Annotated in this window: 15 protein-coding genes; 5 read left to right on the top strand and 10 right to left on the bottom strand. The window is 57.4% G+C overall.

Annotation, left to right across the window (positions count from 1 at the left end):
• Positions 1 to 69 precede the first annotated feature (69 nt).
• Positions 70 to 435 (bottom strand): thiol-disulfide oxidoreductase DCC family protein, encoded by a 366-nt coding sequence (locus ABIE59_RS13050; protein WP_061333315.1) that lies wholly within the window; start codon positions 433 to 435, stop codon positions 70 to 72.
• A 215-nt stretch (positions 436 to 650) separates the two neighbouring features.
• Here ABIE59_RS13050 and ABIE59_RS13045 point away from each other — a divergent pair, with 215 nt between their 5' ends.
• The 3 genes from ABIE59_RS13045 to ABIE59_RS13035 all read left to right on the top strand — a co-directional run bounded on the left by ABIE59_RS13045 (position 651) and on the right by ABIE59_RS13035 (position 4,014).
• The gene (locus tag ABIE59_RS13045; protein ID WP_106695197.1) at positions 651 to 1,754 is read left to right on the top strand and encodes an AI-2E family transporter; all 1,104 of its coding nucleotides are present in this window, start codon (positions 651 to 653) and stop codon (positions 1,752 to 1,754) included.
• Between the two features lie 80 nt (positions 1,755 to 1,834).
• Positions 1,835 to 2,986 carry an alcohol dehydrogenase catalytic domain-containing protein gene (locus ABIE59_RS13040; protein ID WP_354447523.1) on the top strand — a complete coding sequence of 384 codons (1,152 nt, stop codon included), beginning with the start codon at positions 1,835 to 1,837 and terminating at the stop codon, positions 2,984 to 2,986.
• Positions 2,983 to 4,014 (top strand): proline racemase family protein, encoded by a 1,032-nt coding sequence (locus tag ABIE59_RS13035; protein WP_354447521.1) that lies wholly within the window; start codon positions 2,983 to 2,985, stop codon positions 4,012 to 4,014. The genes ABIE59_RS13040 and ABIE59_RS13035 overlap by 4 nt, the downstream gene beginning before the upstream one ends.
• Positions 4,015 to 4,025: 11 nt before the next feature.
• Here the strand turns inward: ABIE59_RS13035 and ABIE59_RS13030 are convergent, their stop codons facing one another.
• From ABIE59_RS13030 to ABIE59_RS13010, 5 genes are all read right to left on the bottom strand, one after another.
• Positions 4,026 to 4,508: a VOC family protein gene (locus ABIE59_RS13030; RefSeq protein ID WP_354447519.1), complete on the bottom strand. Its 483-nt coding sequence runs from the start codon at positions 4,506 to 4,508 to the stop codon at positions 4,026 to 4,028.
• A gap of 209 nt (positions 4,509 to 4,717) precedes the next feature.
• Positions 4,718 to 5,539 carry an ABC transporter permease subunit gene (locus tag ABIE59_RS13025; RefSeq protein ID WP_354447517.1) on the bottom strand — a complete coding sequence of 274 codons (822 nt, stop codon included), beginning with the start codon at positions 5,537 to 5,539 and terminating at the stop codon, positions 4,718 to 4,720.
• Positions 5,532 to 6,461 (bottom strand): ABC transporter permease subunit, encoded by a 930-nt coding sequence (locus tag ABIE59_RS13020; RefSeq protein ID WP_354447515.1) that lies wholly within the window; start codon positions 6,459 to 6,461, stop codon positions 5,532 to 5,534. The genes ABIE59_RS13025 and ABIE59_RS13020 overlap by 8 nt, the downstream gene beginning before the upstream one ends.
• 4 nt (positions 6,462 to 6,465) lie before the next feature.
• Positions 6,466 to 7,548, bottom strand: coding sequence for a polyamine ABC transporter ATP-binding protein (gene potA / locus ABIE59_RS13015; protein ID WP_374787662.1), 1,083 nt, complete (start codon positions 7,546 to 7,548; stop codon positions 6,466 to 6,468).
• A 38-nt stretch (positions 7,549 to 7,586) separates the two neighbouring features.
• Positions 7,587 to 8,693, bottom strand: a complete 1,107-nt coding sequence (locus tag ABIE59_RS13010) for a polyamine ABC transporter substrate-binding protein (RefSeq protein WP_354447513.1) — start codon at positions 8,691 to 8,693, stop codon at positions 7,587 to 7,589.
• Between the two features lie 266 nt (positions 8,694 to 8,959).
• Between ABIE59_RS13010 and ABIE59_RS13005 the strand changes: the two genes are divergently transcribed.
• Positions 8,960 to 9,925 (top strand): hypothetical protein, encoded by a 966-nt coding sequence (locus ABIE59_RS13005; protein ID WP_354447511.1) that lies wholly within the window; start codon positions 8,960 to 8,962, stop codon positions 9,923 to 9,925.
• Here the strand turns inward: ABIE59_RS13005 and ABIE59_RS13000 are convergent.
• The 4 genes from ABIE59_RS13000 to ABIE59_RS12985 all read right to left on the bottom strand — a co-directional run bounded on the left by ABIE59_RS13000 (position 9,905) and on the right by ABIE59_RS12985 (position 14,661).
• On the bottom strand, positions 9,905 to 11,011 hold the full coding sequence (locus ABIE59_RS13000; protein ID WP_354447664.1) for an ABC transporter permease: 1,107 nt from the start codon (positions 11,009 to 11,011) through the stop codon (positions 9,905 to 9,907). The genes ABIE59_RS13005 and ABIE59_RS13000 overlap by 21 nt on opposite strands.
• An 80-nt stretch (positions 11,012 to 11,091) precedes the next feature.
• Positions 11,092 to 12,237, bottom strand: a complete 1,146-nt coding sequence (locus ABIE59_RS12995; protein WP_354447509.1) for an ABC transporter permease — start codon at positions 12,235 to 12,237, stop codon at positions 11,092 to 11,094.
• 25 nt (positions 12,238 to 12,262) lie between these two features.
• Positions 12,263 to 13,240: an HlyD family secretion protein gene (locus ABIE59_RS12990; protein ID WP_354447507.1), complete on the bottom strand. Its 978-nt coding sequence runs from the start codon at positions 13,238 to 13,240 to the stop codon at positions 12,263 to 12,265.
• Positions 13,237 to 14,661 (bottom strand): TolC family protein, encoded by a 1,425-nt coding sequence (locus tag ABIE59_RS12985; protein WP_354447662.1) that lies wholly within the window; start codon positions 14,659 to 14,661, stop codon positions 13,237 to 13,239. Before ABIE59_RS12985 ends, ABIE59_RS12990 begins: the two co-directional genes overlap by 4 nt.
• Positions 14,662 to 14,924: 263 nt before the next feature.
• Here ABIE59_RS12985 and ABIE59_RS12980 point away from each other — a divergent pair, with 263 nt between their 5' ends.
• Positions 14,925 to 17,423 carry a penicillin acylase family protein gene (locus ABIE59_RS12980; protein ID WP_354447505.1) on the top strand — a complete coding sequence of 833 codons (2,499 nt, stop codon included), beginning with the start codon at positions 14,925 to 14,927 and terminating at the stop codon, positions 17,421 to 17,423.
• Positions 17,424 to 17,494: the final 71 nt, after the last annotated feature.

Below are 17,494 nucleotides of genomic sequence, written 5' to 3'. Positions count from 1 at the left end.
TGTTTTTATCGTAGAGCATAATGCATGCGTTAATATTTCAAGTTCAATGCATAATGCATTAAATACTGGTCACGATGGGCCAACCGAACACGCATACTTCTTTTCGAACCGACGATCTGCCCAGGTTTCATAAACCCGTTTTGCGAGCGGATATAAAACAGGCCACAACAGAGGCTTGAGCAACCAGCCAAACGGCGTGTGAGACCAGGCACGAACATTGGCCGGCAAGCCGATAACCCATTCACCACTCCAGGTCATCAGGTGCAATCGTTTAAGAAGTTCTTCACGTGTTGGCAACTGTGCGTTGTGCGCATTCTGCTCGTGGATATCGGCAAAAATCAGGTCGCCACGTTGTAACTTTCTGAGCGTACGGATTTCCTTGGCGCACAGTGGGCAGCGTCCGTCGTAGAAAAGGGTGTCGTAACGTGGTGGCATCTGGTTCTCCGGTTCAACTCAGGCTTCGTGCCTTTGTATACGCTGTCGGCAATGCCCCCGGTTCAGTTTTGTGCTCGGGCGAATGGTAATTGTTTGATAATGCAAGCAAGATGTTGGAACGCTACACTAGCAAGCTACCTGCAACCCGCTTCTGCGGGCCTAACCGGCGTTGTCGATGACACGGCGCCATCCTGATCTGAAGGTATTGAAACAGCATGGATGATTCCCCAACAGATAACCGCTCTCCCGAAAACCCGTCCGGGAAGAGTGTGCTGGCTGAGCTCTCTACGCCCATCTATGGTCTGTTTATCCTGGGCATCCTGTACACACTCTATCTTGCTCACCAAATTATCCTGCCTATTGTTCTGGCGGTATTGACCAGTTTGCTGCTCTCACCGTTGGTGAAGAAAGCCTACCTGAATTGGCGGTTGCCAAAAGTGGTGAGCTCGCTGGTACTGGTGTTGGTTGTGCTTGCAGGTATCGTGGGTATTGGCGCTGCCGTTGCAACCCCGGCCCTTGAGTGGGCCCAGAAAGCACCGGAGGGCATATCCAGGCTGTTGGTGGGTGACAGTGAAATCATGCGCCAGCTCGATAAGGTAAGCCAGTCAGCGGAGCAGGTTGAAAAGTCCGTGGATGAGCTGTCCGAGAACGACCAGTCGAAGCCCACAACGGTCGTCTTGCAAACGGAATCCTGGCGGAGCCAGCTGATGTCCAAAGCCCGCAACGGAGTAGCAGGCCTGGCGTTGGCACTGGCGTTAACCTATTTCCTGCTGGTGAGCGGTGACAGGTTGATCTTTAACTTCGTCAAACAGTTACCAAGACCGCAGCGCAAGACGGTTCTGAGAATCACCCACGATTCCCAGCAACAAATTGCCCAGTATCTCGCTGTGCTGGGGTTGAGTAACCTATCCGTTGGTGTGCTTACCGGACTCATCTGTTGGGCCATCGGTTTGCCAGACCCGGCGATGTGGGGGCTGATCGCTGGCCTCGCCCGGTTTATACCCTATCTCGGCAATATGCTCACGATTGCGTTGCTGGCGGTGGTTTCCGCCATTACCCTGGATACCCTTTGGATGATGGCCATCGCGCCGCTGAGTTTTATCCTGCTGACCACCATTGTTGGTTTCTTCCTGGAACCCTGGATTCACGGCTTTCGCATGGCCATCAACCCGGTCATCATCTTCGTATCCATCTTCTTCTGGGGCTGGCTCTGGGGCCCGGTCGGCGTTCTGCTGGCGGTGCCGCTGATGACGGTCATTCAGGTCGTCCTCAAACAAATACCCCGGTTGCGCCCAGTGTACAAAGTCATAGCCCGATAACCAGCACACCCCCCTGACACAACCCCATATCTCTCCTATGCTCTGAAGATCACTGAAACCACCAGAACAGGGAGGAGCCAATGTCCGAGATCCCGGCTTCCATGAAAGCCATGGTCCTCACCGGCCATGGCGGCATCGACAAACTTGAATACCAGAACATACCAGTGCCCAAACCGGCTGCCGGCCAGGTACTGGTACAGGTAACCGCCACCGCCAAGAACAACACCGATCGCAAAGCCCGGGAAGGACTTTATCCCACGAAAAAAGGCGAGATGACGTCGTTCCAGATGGGGGGCAAGCCCACGTTGACGTTCCCGCGTATTCAGGGCGCCGACATCGCCGGCAGAGTGGTGGCGGTGGGCGAGGGCGTCAGTGAAACCCGTATCGGAGAGCGGGGCCTCCTGGACTTTAACATCTACGCGAACGAACGCACCGATATCAACCTGACTCCGGACTACTACGGCCATGGCGCCGATGGCGGTTACGCCGAATACGTGGCCCTGCCGTCCGATCAGTTTCACCATATCCCAAACCCGGATCTTGCCGATGCCGAACTGGCGGCCATGGGCATGTGTTCCTACCAGACCGCCTACCACATGCTCACCTCTGCCAACGTGCAGGCGGGTGAGCGGGTTCTGGTGACCGGTGCCAGCGGCGGCGTGGGCACCGCACTGATCCAGCTTTGCCGGATCATCGGCGCTGTCCCTTACGCATTGAGCCAGAAAGACAAGGCCCAAACCCTGCTCGATCTGGGCGCCGAAGCGGTGTTGGATCGTAGCGACATGAGTACCTTTGTAGACCGGGTGAAGAAAGAAACCGGCGGCAAACCCCTGGATGCGGTGATGGATCTGGTGGGCGGCGAAATGACGGACATATTCATAGACGCCATGATCTTTGACATGAACGCCCGCAGTACCTACCCGCGCCTGAGCATTGCCGGGGCCAGCGGTGGCAACATCAGTGAAATCCTCTGGACCCGAATCTACCTGTATCAGGTGCAGATTTTCGGGGTCTCCCACGGCACCCGTGAAGAAGCAAACCAGCTGATGACCTGGATTCGCGACGGCCATCTAAAACCCGTGCTGCACGGCGCCTTCAAACTGTCGGACCTGCACCGGGCCGAGGAATACTTCGTAAACCGTGGCGGCAATTATCTGGGCAAAATCGTCATCGTGCCGGATGCCCAATGGCAGGCGCACGGCCAACCTTTTGCGCTGGAGGCAGGCGGATGAAACCGGAACTCACTATTCAGTTGATGGATACCCACGCCGGCGGCGATGTCAGCCGTATTGTGACCGGTGGCATCACCGCTCTGCCCGGCGATACCGTGCGAGCCCAGATGGAGTATCTGCGGGATGATGCCGACGGCCTGCGCCGGCTGCTGTTGGAAGAACCCTATGGCATCCCCGAAATGTCTGTCGACCTGCTGGTGCCCGCCACTCATCCGGAAGCCGCCGCCGGATATATCATCATGGAAGTCATGGGCTACCCCATCTACTCCGGCTCTAACACCATCTGCACGGCAACGGCGGTTCTGGAAGCCGGTATCGTCCGCAAACAGGAAGGCAAACAACACTTCAAACTGGAATCCCCCGCCGGCCTGGTGAGCATTGAGGCCACCGTACATGACGGCGTGGTGGAAGCCATCACCTGCGAAGGCCTGCCCAGCTATATTCACACCCATAACGCCAGTATCAGCGTGCCCGGCATCGGCAAGGTCAACTACAGCGTGGCCTACAGTGGCGGCTTTTACGCCCTGGTAGATGCTAGATCATTGAGCTTCGACCTGACCCTGGATGAAGAACGCCGGTTAGCGGAAACCGCCCATGCCATTGTCGAAGCCATCCAGGCCGAACGGGGCTTCTCCCATTACACTCTGGGCGACGTAGGCCCACTGCCGTTCCTGCACTTCATGGGCCCGGTAGAACAAGTGGCCGAAGGCTACTACCGCTCCCGCTCAGCCACCTACGTGCACCCCGGCGTCATCTGCCGAAGCACCACCGGCACCGGCACCTCGGCAAGACTGGCACTCATGAACCACGAAGGCCGAATCAAACCCGGCGACAAGTTGGAAACCATCTCCCTGCGGGAAACCGGGTTTATTGGGCAGTTCACGGCGGTCGAACAGGAAGGGGAATATCAGGTGGTCAAAAACAACATAACCGGTAAGGCCTATGTCATCGCCCGTTCTGACATCGTGGTGAACTGTGACGACCCGATGGTGGAGTGTGATGGCCTGAGGCATATCCTGACGAGCTGAGCCCGATTCCGTCACCCCCGTCGGGCCGCCTCTATCGCCGAGATGTCGATCTTGCCCATCTCCATCATCGCTTCGAAGGCACGCCGGGCGGCGGCGCGGTCGGGGTCGGCTATGGCTTCTGTCAACGCCACCGGCGTAATCTGCCAGGAGATCCCCCACTTGTCTTTGCACCATCCGCAAGCGCTTTCTTCGCCACCATTGCCAACGATCGCATTCCAGTACCGATCAGTTTCCTCCTGATCTCTCGTGGCGACCTGAAACGAAAACGCTTCGTTGTGCTGGAAGGCGGGGCCGCCGTTGAGCCCGAGACAGGGAGTGCCGAGTACCGTGAACTTAACGGTCAGCACATCGCCCTGGGCACCGGAGGGAAAATCTCCGGGAGCGTGGAGTATTTCTCCCACCGAGGAGTCGGGGAAGGTTTGCGCGTAGAAACGAGCCGCTTCTTCGGCATCGCCGTTATACCAGAGGCAAATGGTATTCTTGGGATGTTCCATGATGTTACTCCTCCATTCGATATGTCGATCTGCGCTCTGTGTATCCGTATTGATTGTGCTTATCAATATAGATCCCACACGGTGGCGCTCCAGTGGTCTTACTGGCCTTCACTGGTAGGTCGTGTGGCAGGGCTGGGAATCGACAGAGGATGGAAGAAATTTCAGGAGAGCCTTTAGCCCTCCTGAATGAGTTTCGTATCTCGGGGGCGTTAACGGGGCCGCAACCGCCGCTTCTCCGCCCGCCGCATCCAGAACCACGCGATAAACGCGATCACCGAGACCACGGCAATAATGATGGTCGCCAGCGCATTGATCTCCGGCGACACCCCCATCCGCACAGATGAGAACACCACCATCGGCAGAGTCGTCGCCCCGGGCCCGGAGACAAAGCTGGCAATCACCAGGTCATCCAGCGACAGGGTAAACGCCAGCAACCAACCCGACACCAGGGCCGGCGCAATCACCGGCAATGTGATCACAAAGAAGGTTTTCAGCGGCGTACAGCCCAGATCCATGGCGGCTTCTTCGATGGAGCGATCCACTTCCCGAAGCCGCGCGCTCACCACCACTGCCACATAGGCACTGCAGAAAGTGGTATGGGCAATCCAGATGGTGGCCATGCCACGGTCCGTTGGCCAGCCAATCAACTGCGCCATCTGCACAAACAGCAGCAACAGCGACAGGCCCGTGATCACTTCCGGCATCACCAGCGGTGCGGTGATCATGCTGGACAGCAGGGTGCGGCCGCGCATTTTCTTGAACCGGGTGATCACAAACGCGCACAGGGTGCCCAGACACACCGCCATGCTGGCGGAGTAGAAGGCAATGCGAAGGCTCATCCATACCGCAGACAGAAGTTGCTCATTGGCAAACAGCGCACCGTACCATTTGGTGGAAAAACCGGCCCATACCGATACCAACCGGGAGGCGTTGAAAGAATACACGATCAACACCACCATCGGCAGGTACAGGAACAGCATGCCCAGCACCAGCATGGATTTTGAGAAGCCGGGGGCTTTCAGCTTAACCATTCTTTTCCATCTCCCGTGCCTGGAAGCGGTGGAACAGCACAATGGGCACCAGCAGCAGCGCCAGCATCACAATCGCCAGGGCCGAGGCCACTGGCCAGTCGCGGTTGTTGAAGAACTCTTCCCACAGCACCTTGCCGATCATCAGGGTATCCGGCCCGCCCAGCAGTTCCGGAATCACGAATTCGCCCACGGCGGGTATAAATACCAGCATGGAGCCCGCGAGGATTCCGGCCTTGGATAGGGGCAGTGTGATCGCCCAGAAAGTGGTCAGGCTGCGGCAGCCAAGATCCGACGCCGCTTCCAGCAGGCGTATATCCAGCTTCACCAGGTTGGTGTAGATGGGCAGGATCATGAACGGCAGGTAGGCGTACACAATGCCCAGAATCACCGCGAAGTTGGTGTTCAGCATCTTCAGGGGCGAGTCGATCAGCCCCAGCCACATCAGGAACGTGTTCAGCAGGCCCTGGTTGCCGAGAATGCCCATCCAGGCGTATACCCGAATCAGGAATGAGGTCCAGGACGGCAGCATCACCATCAGCAGGAACACCAGTTGCCAGTGCTTGGGTGCCCGGGCGATAGCGTAAGCCATGGGATAACCGATCAGCAGGCAGAACAGGGTCGCCAGGAACGCCGTCTTCAACGAGCCCCAGTAGGCGGCCACGTACAAGCTGTCGGAGGCCAGGAATAGGTAATTGCCAAAGTTCACCACCACCGACAGGGTGTTGTCGACAAAGCGGAACACCGGCTCGTAGGGCGGAATGGCCATCACCGCCGAGGTCAGGCTGATCTTCAATACCAGCGCAAACGGCAGCAGGAAGAACAGCAGCAGCCAGGCGAAGGGTACGCCGAACACCACCCGGCGATGGAACAGCACGGCACGCACCCGCTCCACCACCGGGGCAGGAAACAGCTTTCGATTCATCGCGTCAGTTCCAGAGCAGGATCGGGCTGGAGGCTTCCCAGGACACATAGACCCGGTCGCCCCAGGTGGGCCGTTCACCACGGCGTTCCACGTTGGCCATGGTGGCCTGAACCCGCTTGCCACTGGCCAGCTTCACGTAATAAGACGTGATATCGCCCAGGTAGGCGATGTTGTCGACCGTACCGCAGCTCCAGTTGGTGTCACCTTCCGGTTTCTCTGTGGTCAGGTAGATCTTTTCCGGGCGCAGGGCAATCAGGGTTTCCGTGGTTTCTGCTGGCGTGGTTACGCCCCGGTCAATAAACACCGGTGCATCCAGCAGCTCACTGGTCAGTGAGATGCTGTCGGAGTTGTCTTCCAGGATGTTCGACTCAAAAATATTCACCGAGCCGATAAACTCCGCCGTCATGCGGCTGTTCGGGCTCTCGTAGATATCAATGGGGGACCCCACCTGGGCAATCCGGCCGTGAGACATAATGGCAATGCGACTGGCCATGGTCATGGCCTCTTCCTGGTCGTGGGTGACCATCAGGCAGGTTACGCCCACCTTTTCCAGGATATCCACCAGCTCCAGCTGCATTTCCGTGCGCAGTTTTTTGTCGAGTGCGCCCATGGGCTCATCCAGCAATAACAGCTTGGGGCGTTTGGCCAGGGATCGGGCCAGGGCCACGCGCTGTTGCTGTCCGCCAGACAACTGTTGTGGCCGGCGCTTGCCGTAGGCTTCCATTTTCACCAGTTTGAGCATGGCCGCCACGCGGTCGGCGATTTCGTTTTTCGGCAGCTTGTCCTGTTTCAGGCCCATGGCAATGTTCTGCTCCACCGTCATGTGGGGGAACAGGGCATAGGACTGGAACATCATGTTGGTGGGGCGCAGGTACGGGGGCAGGGCTGTGATGTCCTGGCCGTCCAGCACGATGCGACCGGAATCCGGGGTTTCAAAGCCTGCCAGCATGCGCAGCAGAGTGGATTTGCCGGAACCGGAGCCACCCAGCAGGGCGAAGATCTCACCCTTGTGGATGTCCAGGCTCACGTCGTCCACCGCCAGGGTGCTGTCAAAGCTCTTGGAAATGCCCTTGATGCTGAGAAGCACCTCCGCTTGCGCGGAGGTGCTGTTGGTTACGGCCACCGTCAGCGACCAGACTTCACGCTGGTCCAGGTACGGGTCATCAGGCGCTGGGCGTCCTGTGGCCGACCTTCCATGATGTAGAGATTCTTCATCACCTCATCAGTGGGGTAGATGCTGGTGTCTTCCAGGATCTCCGGGTTCACAAACTCGTCCGCCGCCTTGTTCGGGTTGGCGTACCACACGTAGTTGGTGACGTCTGCGATGATCTCCGGGCGCATCAGGAAGTCCATCAGTTTATGGGCGTTGTCCACGTTCGGCGCGCCGGCCGGAATGGTCATCATGTCAAACCATAGCACCGCACCTTCCTTCGGGATGGTGTAGCGGATGACGTTGCCGTTCTTTGCTTCGTCAGCACGGGCAGCGGCCTGCAGGATGTCGCCGGAATAGCCGGCGGCCACGCACAGGTCACCGTTGGCCAGGTCGCCAATGTAACGGGATGAATGGAAGTAGGTGATGTTCGGGCGCACCGCCTTGATCACTTCACCGCCTTTCTTGATGTCGTCGGCGTTGTTGCTGTTCGGGTCCAGGCCAATGTAGGCCATGGCGGCACGAACCATCTCTTCGCCGGAATCCAGCATGGCAATGCCACAGCCACCGGCGGCCAGCTTGCCCGTTACTTCCGGGTCAAATACCAGGGCCCAGGAGTCCACGGGCGCATCGTCACCCAGGATCTTCTGGATGCGGCCTTCGTTGTAGCCATAGCCGTTGGTGCCCCAGAGGTAAGGCAGGGAGAACTTGCTGCCCGGGTCAACCTTTTCCAGGTCGTCCATCAGGTCCGGGTTCAGGTTGGCCATGTTCGGCAGTTTGCTGTGGTCCAGCGCCACGAACGCCTTGGCAGAAATCTGCTTGGCCACGTAGTGGTTGGAGGGCACCACAAGGTCGTAACCGGAGCGGCCAGACAACAGGGCAGCCTCCAGCACCTCGTTGCTGTCGTACACATCGTAGACAACCTTGATGCCGGTTTCCTGTGTGAACTTCGCCAGGGTGTGCTCGGCGATGTAGTCAGACCAGTTATAAACACGCACTTCTCCGGCGGCAAAAACCGAAGAGGCACCCAGAGACAACGCAACAGCGGCGGCAAGCGCCTGTGGCTTACACAACTTGAACATTGGATGGTGTCCCTCACTGAAAAGGGATGGATACAAAGCGCGCAGGACGCACGCAGTTCTTGGTGGGATTCGAGCGATTTTTAACACGAGAACCCGGCGCGCGCTACAAAAATTTCAATATTGGGATTAGGGGTTGTGCGTACCCTAATCCATGCTGCTCAAGCCCTTGGTTTTGTACGCCTTTACCTGGTCTTTACATGGGTTGACGGACACAGCGCCCGGTCTGCGGGAATATAGATGCAAACAACAGGTCCTGGAGCATAACGATGGAAAAAACGAGCAGGTTGTGGGTAGTGGGGGTGCTGACCCTGGCGGCCGTGACGCTGTCTGGCTGCAAGGTGAGCGCCACATCTGGGGATCGCTACTATGACCGCGATGAGCAACACTTTAGCCGCGGCTATTTCCTGGATGCCCGAGACACCGGGCGCTATTTCCCCGAGGGCCGATGGAGCCTGAATTACGAGACAGAAGTGTGCATTGGCGACACCCTGTATTTTGAAACAGCGGACCGACGGGTGCGTGTCTATGGCTCGCCCGCCTACAGCGAAAACACCTTTCGTGCCGCCGCAACAGAGGTGAGCACTCGCATAGACGGCGTGCTCAACCGGTTCAGAATGAGCTGGCGTGAATTCGTCGATGAGCGCAGCTCAGCCGTGCCGTACCCGGAACAGGTCATCGCCTGCTTGAGCCCGAGAGTCAGCAACAGCAATCTTGCCTCAGGCACCCTGGCCGCCGTGGCCGTCGCCCCCTATCACCGAAGCTGGCCCTACGAGGCCGGGCAGATCTTCACCCATGAACTGGCCCACTACGTTCAGGAAAACCTGAGCCGCTACACTGCCGCCACGTCTTTGCTGCCGTACTGGTTTGCGGAAGGCCAGGCAGCTCTGGTGGCGGGTGACCCCGTAGCACCTGCCTATCGGCATTACGACTATGACCCCCTGCGAGACGCCACCAGAAACGACGCCAGCAATGTCAGCTACCGTTTCGAACATTATGCACTGGCATACCGCTATCTGGAGCGGGCCAACGGCGCTCTGGAGATGACGCTGCTGCTGGATCTGGTCCAGTTTATGGACTGGACGGGTGATTACCGCGGGGTGATCAGCTCGGGTGAATCACGGGCCTTTGTGGAGGCGTTTGATGCCATGGAGCTGGTGGACCATCGGGGGCGGTACCTGAGCTTTGCCCGTTTTCGGGCGGACTACCATTCCCTAGTAGGAGCGGGCGGCTGATTCAGCATTCATCCGGTTGCTGCTGCGTCTTCTTTCTGACATTGCGAGCAGCAGGATGCCCAGCCCAAAAAACAACGAGAGGCCGGACAGGTACGCAATCTCGGAGGTCAGGCTTTGGATTGGGGCCCCCATCTGATTGAGGGACAGGAAGCCCTGAATGCCGGGTTTGGCGGGAATCATCATGGTGAGTGAGTCTAGCCACTCCGGGAGATTAGACGCCGGCCAGGCAAACCCTGCCGTGAAGACGATGGGCAACGACGACAGCAGAACAATAACGGTCGTCAGTTCGGGCCTGGGCAAGAGGTAACCGAGCAGGATTGCAAAGAGTGTTGTTGAAGTGAGAAACAACAGGCTGAAACCGATTAATGCGAACTGCGGTGCAGCGTGCGGGACGCCATAAAGCTGAAAGAAAAAGCCGAAATACAAAAGCGCCAGGATCAGGTAGGCGAACACAAACGTTACTAATCTGATCGGAAGTGCCTGTCGGAGCGGGGTAGTGACAAGCCCTGATAACCGGCGGGCCCGATCCTTGATGGTGACCGTGCCTGCTGCAATCAACAGGGTCTGGTGCAGGATCAGAACAAAGACGGCCGGAACAATGTAGTTGATGTATCCGCCCGTTGGGTTGAACACCCCATGTGGAGACATCCTGAACGGCATGATTTCACCGGGAATGTTGGCGGGGCTGCTGCCTTTTCGGAAGCTGCTGATAATCTGTGTTTCAACGGAAAGCGTGGTTGTTGCCTTCAGCAGACCTTCGACAATATTCCCATAAATCAGAAAATAGCTGGCGTCACCGGCGAACGCGATATTCACCGGGCGCCCGAGATAGACGTCTCGCTCGAAGTTGGCGGGGATGACCAGCAGCCCGTGAACGACATCGTTCTCCAACAGGACGGTTGCCTCACTCATGCTTTGTGGGACGGCCGCCACGCGCAACTGGGGCGTTGCGTCGGCCATGCGTATCAATTGCCGGGCGAGCGCTGAACGGTCCTGATCCAGAACCGCCAGGGCCTGTTGCCCCGGAACGTTCTTCTGGTAGGGCAGCGGGTAAAGCAGTGCGTAGAACAAGATGCCACCGATCATAACCAGCATCACCGATCTGTCGTGGATGATATTCGACAGTTCGGCTTTCCAGGCCCCCCACAGACTGGTGTTACGGATCATTAGCTCACCTGCTCTGCAAGTTTGGGGTCAAGCCTTGCCGGAAGTAGCTTCAGCGCTATTGGCAAGACAAGTAGGAAAAGCAGCAACGCAATCAGTGAGCTGACAATGAGAGGCAGGGAGGCGCCGTGGTCGGCAATGTCCACCTGCAATTTGATGTAGTGAGTGGATGGCATCAAGCCTCCCCAGGCCCATGCGATCACATTCATATCACCTCGGGGGAAGGTAATGCCCATAAATGCAAACGCAGGGGCGAGATACGCAGCGCTAACACTCATTGCTTTTACCCGGTCCCGAACGAGAGCGACAATGAGCACTGCCATGGCCTGAACGCTGAAGATGGTCAGGGCCAAACCAAGAAGAAGCCAGACGATGTTGCCGGATGGCTGCCACCCCAGAAAGAGGCGGAACAATACGAGCATCAGCAACCCCTGGAGCCAGAGGAGCAGGCTGACAGGCGCAAGCGCGGCAGTGATCGCTTTGCTCCGCTCAATCAATGGTGCCGGGATGGTTTGTTTTTCAAGTCGCCAGCTTAACGTCAGAACCGTTGAGATAACGATGATAATTTGCCAGAGAGCCGGCGATATTGACGTCACCAGAAAGCGCGCGTAGCTCATGTTGGGGTTATAGAGCGATGTGACTTGCGGGCGCACTGGCACTGCCGAGGTGATGGCTTCAGGGGCAGTCTGGCCATGGCTGATCTTAAGGCCAACACCCGTGCGCGCGGCCAGATCCATGGAGGCGCTTATTAACGATGAATTGATGAATTTGCCGGACAACAGATATTGATTGTTGTAAAAGGCGGTCACCGTCGGGCTGATCGAAAGCCGAAGGTCTCGGCCAAAGTTTTCCGGAATGATAACAAGGGCAAGGATTTCAGATTGTTGAAGGGCAGCTGCGCCAGCGGACGCTGAGGCGTATGACCTTAACAGGCTCAGCCCCGGGCTCGCGTCCAACTGACGTTCAACCGTGTAGGATTCATGGCTATGGTCCAGATTGACGACACCTACGGGAAGAGATTGCGGTGTTCCAATCCGGAAGATACTGATCAACAACACGAACAGAACCGGCGGCAGCCAAACGACCACCGCAAGCAGCCAGGGCTGCTCCCGCAGAGCTTTCCAGCCAGTCAGATGCTCACGACCCATCGGGCTCTCCGGTCCGTTGCCGAGCTTACGGTGCCATCTCAAGAAGAACGCTCATGCCCGCCCTTAATCCAGTGATTGGCTCTACAGGTTGCATTTCTACCTCGAACGTTCTCATGTCGAATCCGCGCCCCGGCGTTGTTGCGCGCCATGTTGCGTAGTCCCCGAGCACAGAAATATGGCTGACACGGAATCGTGCGGATTGATCAAGGGCAGGGATTTTCAGGTCAAATTCACTGCCTTCTGTGACTCGGCTGAGCAAATCTTCCCTGACGTTGAACAATGCCCACGAATCATCAAGATCGGTGACAATGATGACCGGGAAACCCTGGGGGGCAAGCTCTCCCTCGTTCAACAGCACATTACTGACAATGCCACCTCTGTGGGCCCGCGCCACAGTATCATCCAGCAGTTCAGCAACTTCGTCTCTCAAACTTGAGGTGGCTGCTTCACCGGCTTGCGCCGCGGTGCGGGCTTCCTGCCGTGGGCCTGCTTCGGCCAGCTTCAATATCTCAGATGCCGTAACCCGTGTTTTCTCGGCCACCTTCCACAGTGTGAACGTATCGTCGGCTCTTTGCCTGGCAACCAGACCCTCATCTGCAAGCGCACGAATACGTTCAAAGGTGGTTTTTGCCAGTGCCTCGGCGGCCAGTGCTTTTTCATACTCGCTGCGAGCTGCGGCGATACGTTCTTCACGCGTTCCACCCTCAACGGCTTGAGCGAGAGATTGGCTTATGGTTTCAAGCGCTTCTATCTGAGTCAGTTTGGCCTCAAGCTCCGGGCTGTCGATGCGGAAAACCTCAGTGCCTGCCTCTACGCGATCCCCACGGCGGACGCTAATGTCTGCAACCCGCCCCGGAATTTTGGACGCCACCATATGTTGCCTGGCCTCAATCTGCCCCTGTAACTGGATGGGGGCAGGTGCGTAGGCTTTCCAGAAGACGATGACAATACCCAACAGGATGACAACAACGATAAGAGGAATGGCAATTCGTTTCGCAGTCACTGAATTTCATCTCCTTCAAGCACGTAGGAAAACAGGCTTTCATAGTCGCCGCTCAGGGTCAGTAACTGAGTAAATGCCAGCACGAAACGGAGAGCCGCTGCATCACGACGGGTCTGTGTGGTCGCCAGGAAGGTTTGGGCATCGATGACATCAAGCGAGCGCCCGAGCCCTTCAGCAAATGCGCGTTCCTGCAATCTTAGCGTCTGCTCTGCCAGGGCCACGGTCGATGCCAGGTCCCGGTGCTCAGCAAGGGCCTGCCGGGCTTCACGGTAGTTCCGGTCGAGTAGCAACTCCAGCCTTCGTTGAGTGGCCTTTTGCAGTGAATCGACCTCACGAACGGTGTTGTCGGCTGCGCCTACCTTGCCGTTGCGGCCACTACGATCCACCAGCGCGATTCGGACGCCCACGCCAACCAGCCAATCCGGCGTGAGATCGCTCGCCAAAGAATCGTTCTCATACACGTTGTAGCTGCCGAACAGAAAAACGTCCGGGCGATACAGGCCCCGGCTCGCTTGGGCAATGTTCTTCGCCTGCTCATGCTTGGTGGACAGAATCCGCAGGCTCGGGTGTTCGCTTAACCCTGCCTCGAACGTATCCCGCGGAGGTAATTGCGGGAGGGTGAACAGAGGCGTTGTTGGATCCAGCCGGCGCGATTCAACCCGGTGCCCGTTATCCTGGAAATCCATATGTATCAACGACGCAAACGCGTTGTGCGCCGTGTCTCGTTGTTCCTCAACCGCTCGGGTGGTAATCCTGGCTCTGTCATAAGCGGCTTCCGCAGCCAGGCGCTCCACGCCGGAAATCTGTGCCTGATCCTCCAGGGCTGTTGCCACATGCAGATGCCTGGCAAGAGCGCTTTCTACCTGTTGCTGAGTGTTCAACGCGCGCTCCGCCATTACCAAACCGAAGTAGGTCGCAACCAGCTCCGTAAACCGGGCCCGCCGGACTTCCTCCAGGACATGTGATGCTTCGGTCTGCTCGAGTTGAAGCAGATTTTTCTTGGCCGTGATTTTTCCGCCGGTATAAATCGGCCACAGAGTGTTTATTGAGCTTCGAGTTATGTTGCGGCTTGTGACGGGTGTCTGGAAAGCTCCGGGGCCGCCAATCAAGTCGATCAGCAATTGCCCTGGTATGGTTTCCGATGCGCTGTTGAGGGGGTTCAGAGACAGCGCATCCAGTTCTATCTGGGAGTCGAGCCGCGTGTAAGACCCCACCAGGTCAACTTGGGGCAGATACAAGCTGTTCGCCGTTGATGCCAAGGCTTCCGCCCGAAGACTGGCTGACTGATTTGCGGACAGCAGATCGTCGTTTTCGAGAAGTGCTTGCCAGGAGTTGAGCAGGGTTAGCGAAGCAGGCTCTTCGTAACCTTGTGCGGTAGCGGAAAAAACGACGGCCATAGTGAACGAGAGAAGCTTGGTCATACGCTGCACGCTGGGCCTTTCTCCAGTTGCGCCAGATTCGGCTCGCGTCGTATCACGGCCAAAGGTTATAAGTTCAAATTATTAGAAAAAAACGGGATTTACAACTTTTTACCTACTTCGCTCGTGAGTTCTTTGGTGCCGGGCTTAGTTAAAAATGATTGGCATAATATGTGTTATGCTATAAATTTAGTGTGTGATGGATAAATTCTGACCAGTTGGTCAGTGACCAAAACAACAAATCCAAACACGATGGAGCAACCCACATGATCACAACTAAGCGTGCCATGCTGCTGGCGGCGCTGGTGGCTGGTACAACCGGCTGCCTGAGTTCTGGCGGCGGCAATTCCGCATCGGATAATCTCACAGGCCCCGCGGCAGATGCCCCCGGGCTTGATCGCTACCGCGCGACCGTTACCCGGACTTCTTTCGGTATTCCTCATATTGAAGCGCCAGACTTCGCCAGCATGGGCTATGCCTACGGCTATGTTCAGGCGGAGGACAACCTATGCCTGTTGGCTGAGGACACCCTGACGGTTCGGGGCCTGCGCGCGCGTTACCTGGGTGGGGAAGGGCAATACACCATTCCTGCCAACGGTGCCGTGGCCAGCAATGTGGATGCCGATTTCTTCTGGCGTACCGCCATCACCGATACCGCTCTGGAATCGCAGCACAGTAACAGTGACCCAGAAGTGATCGAGGCATCCCAGGGCTATGTAGATGGCTTCAATCGCTACGTTGATGAGATCCGTCGTGGCGAGCACCCGGGGCGGCACCAGGCATGCCGTGATTCAGACTGGCTGTTGCCGTTAACTCTGGATGACATGTTCCGGCGCTACTTCCGGCTTGCGGTCCTGGCCAGTTCGTCGGTGTTTGTTGAGGGCGTTGCCAATGCCCAACCTCCGGCCCTGGATATCATTGGTGGCGACGAGCCGGATGAGGGGTTGATTGATACTCTACTAAACACCCTCGAAGGGCCTCTGCCTTTCCCGCTCTCACGGGAGTTGAACATCGGCAGCAACATGTATGCGTTTGGTTCCGAGACTACCCGCGATGGACAGTCCCTGTTGTTCGGCAACCCCCATTTCCCGTGGGAGAAGACCGAACGACTGTACCTCGCTCATCTCAAAGTGGGTGATCAGGCGGAAATCATGGGCGCTGCCCTGTACGGCTTGCCGGCGGTGCTCATCGGTTTCAACGAGCACTTCGCCTGGAGCCACACGGTGTCTACCGCTTTCCGTTTCTCGTTCTACGAGCTGACTCTGAACCCGGCAGACCCCACGCAATACCTGTTTGACGGCGAATTTGTAGACATGACCTCTGAGGACATTACCGTGGAGGTGCTTGAAGCGGATGGGTCGGTTTCCGAGCAAACCCGCACGCTCTACCACTCGCACTATGGCCCCATGCTGGAGTTTGCCGTGTCCGGTGTGCCGGTCTTGTCCTGGTCGCCGTTGAAGGCGTATACCCTGCGTGATGCCAACGCCGAGAACGACCGCTTGCTGAACCAGTTCTTCCGGTGGAACCAGGCGTCCAGCTTTGAGGAGTTTGTAGAGCTTCATGGTAGTGTGCTGGGTGTGCCCTGGGTGAACACCATTGCTACCGGCCCGGGCAAGCCCGCCTATTACGGTGACTTGACCGTGGTTCCCAACGTAACGGATGAACTGGCCATGCAATGTCCCACCGCGCTCACACCGGTTCTTGGCCAACTGATGCCGGGACTGCCGATACTGGACGGTAGCAGGTCCGCGTGTGACTGGGGGACAGATTCCGATGCCCCGGCGCCGGGCGTGTTTGGCCCTGGCAACCTGCCCACCTTGTCCCGGAACGATTGGGTGCACAACTGCAACGACAGCTATTGGCTGACCAACCCCGATGAACCGCTGACCGGTTTTGCCAGCATCATCGGGGATGAGGGCACAGCAAGAACGTTGCGTACCCGGTTGTGCATTGCGCATGTAGAGGAACGGTTGGACGGCACTGATGGCCGTTCCGGCAGCGTTGGGTTCGATATGGACAACCTGCAGGATGTGGTTCTGGAAAGCAGCCTGATGTCGGAACGGCTGGCCAGAGAATCGGTTGTCACGGCCTACTGTAATCCAGTGTCTGATCTGCTCAGCGGCGTGACCCAAACCGGGATTGCCGAGGCCTGTGACGCGCTCGAAGCATGGGATGGCACCTATAACCTTGATTCACGGGGCGGCCATATCTGGCGGGAATTCTGGGCACGTTTGAATCCGCTGCCGGTTCCATTGCCCCTGCAGTGGCTGGTGCCATTTGATGCTAACGATCCGGTAAATACACCCAGAATGTTGAACGTGGCGGACCCGCTAACCATTCAGGCTTTCGTAGGGGCCGTTCAGGCGATCCAGTCTGCCGGCATTCCGTTCGATGCCAGAATGGGCGACCTGCAGCGTTCCGGGATTCACGAGGGTACCGCCATTCCGGTATTTGGCGGTGAAAGCACTGAGGGGGCGTTTACTATCGCGTCCAGCCGAGACTCCACTCTGGAGGATGCCCAGGGCTACTCTGTGACCTATGGCAACAGCTACATCCAGACCGTGACTTGGGGCGACGATGGCAACCCGATTGCCGAGGGATTCGTAACCTATTCCCAGTCCACAGACCCTGCATCGCCTTACTACCGTGATATGACCGAAGCCTATTCCAACAAACAGTGGATTCGGTTCCCTTACACCGAGCAGGAGATCCGACAGGACCCGGCACGGGTGGTGGTTCGGCTGAATGAGCCAGCAACGCCGTGATGGTAAATGTCTCAAGGTGAAATGAAAAAGCCCCCGTTAGCGAAAACTGTCGGGGGCTTTTCTTCAGGCCT

This window comes from Marinobacter sp. MBR-99, from assembly GCF_040547575.1.
Lineage (GTDB): Bacteria > Pseudomonadota > Gammaproteobacteria > Pseudomonadales > Oleiphilaceae > Marinobacter.
Note: the sequence above shows the minus strand (reverse complement) of the source record. Positions and strands in the feature narration are given on the sequence as shown.

Bases quoted from the DNA above. Each gene is read 5' to 3' on its own strand.
- ABIE59_RS13050 (WP_061333315.1), bottom strand. From the start codon at position 435: ATGCCACCACGTTACGACACCCTTTTCTACGACGGACGCTGCCCACTG.
- ABIE59_RS13045 (WP_106695197.1), top strand. From the start codon at position 651: ATGGATGATTCCCCAACAGATAACCGCTCTCCCGAAAACCCGTCCGGG.
- ABIE59_RS13040 (WP_354447523.1), top strand. From the start codon at position 1,835: ATGTCCGAGATCCCGGCTTCCATGAAAGCCATGGTCCTCACCGGCCAT.
- ABIE59_RS13035 (WP_354447521.1), top strand. From the start codon at position 2,983: ATGAAACCGGAACTCACTATTCAGTTGATGGATACCCACGCCGGCGGC.
- ABIE59_RS13030 (WP_354447519.1), bottom strand. From the start codon at position 4,508: ATGGAACATCCCAAGAATACCATTTGCCTCTGGTATAACGGCGATGCC.
- ABIE59_RS13025 (WP_354447517.1), bottom strand. From the start codon at position 5,539: ATGGTTAAGCTGAAAGCCCCCGGCTTCTCAAAATCCATGCTGGTGCTG.
- ABIE59_RS13020 (WP_354447515.1), bottom strand. From the start codon at position 6,461: ATGAATCGAAAGCTGTTTCCTGCCCCGGTGGTGGAGCGGGTGCGTGCC.
- ABIE59_RS13010 (WP_354447513.1), bottom strand. From the start codon at position 8,693: ATGTTCAAGTTGTGTAAGCCACAGGCGCTTGCCGCCGCTGTTGCGTTG.
- ABIE59_RS13005 (WP_354447511.1), top strand. From the start codon at position 8,960: ATGGAAAAAACGAGCAGGTTGTGGGTAGTGGGGGTGCTGACCCTGGCG.
- ABIE59_RS13000 (WP_354447664.1), bottom strand. From the start codon at position 11,011: ATGATCGGTGGCATCTTGTTCTACGCACTGCTTTACCCGCTGCCCTAC.
- ABIE59_RS12995 (WP_354447509.1), bottom strand. From the start codon at position 12,237: ATGGGTCGTGAGCATCTGACTGGCTGGAAAGCTCTGCGGGAGCAGCCC.
- ABIE59_RS12985 (WP_354447662.1), bottom strand. From the start codon at position 14,661: ATGACCAAGCTTCTCTCGTTCACTATGGCCGTCGTTTTTTCCGCTACC.
- ABIE59_RS12980 (WP_354447505.1), top strand. From the start codon at position 14,925: ATGATCACAACTAAGCGTGCCATGCTGCTGGCGGCGCTGGTGGCTGGT.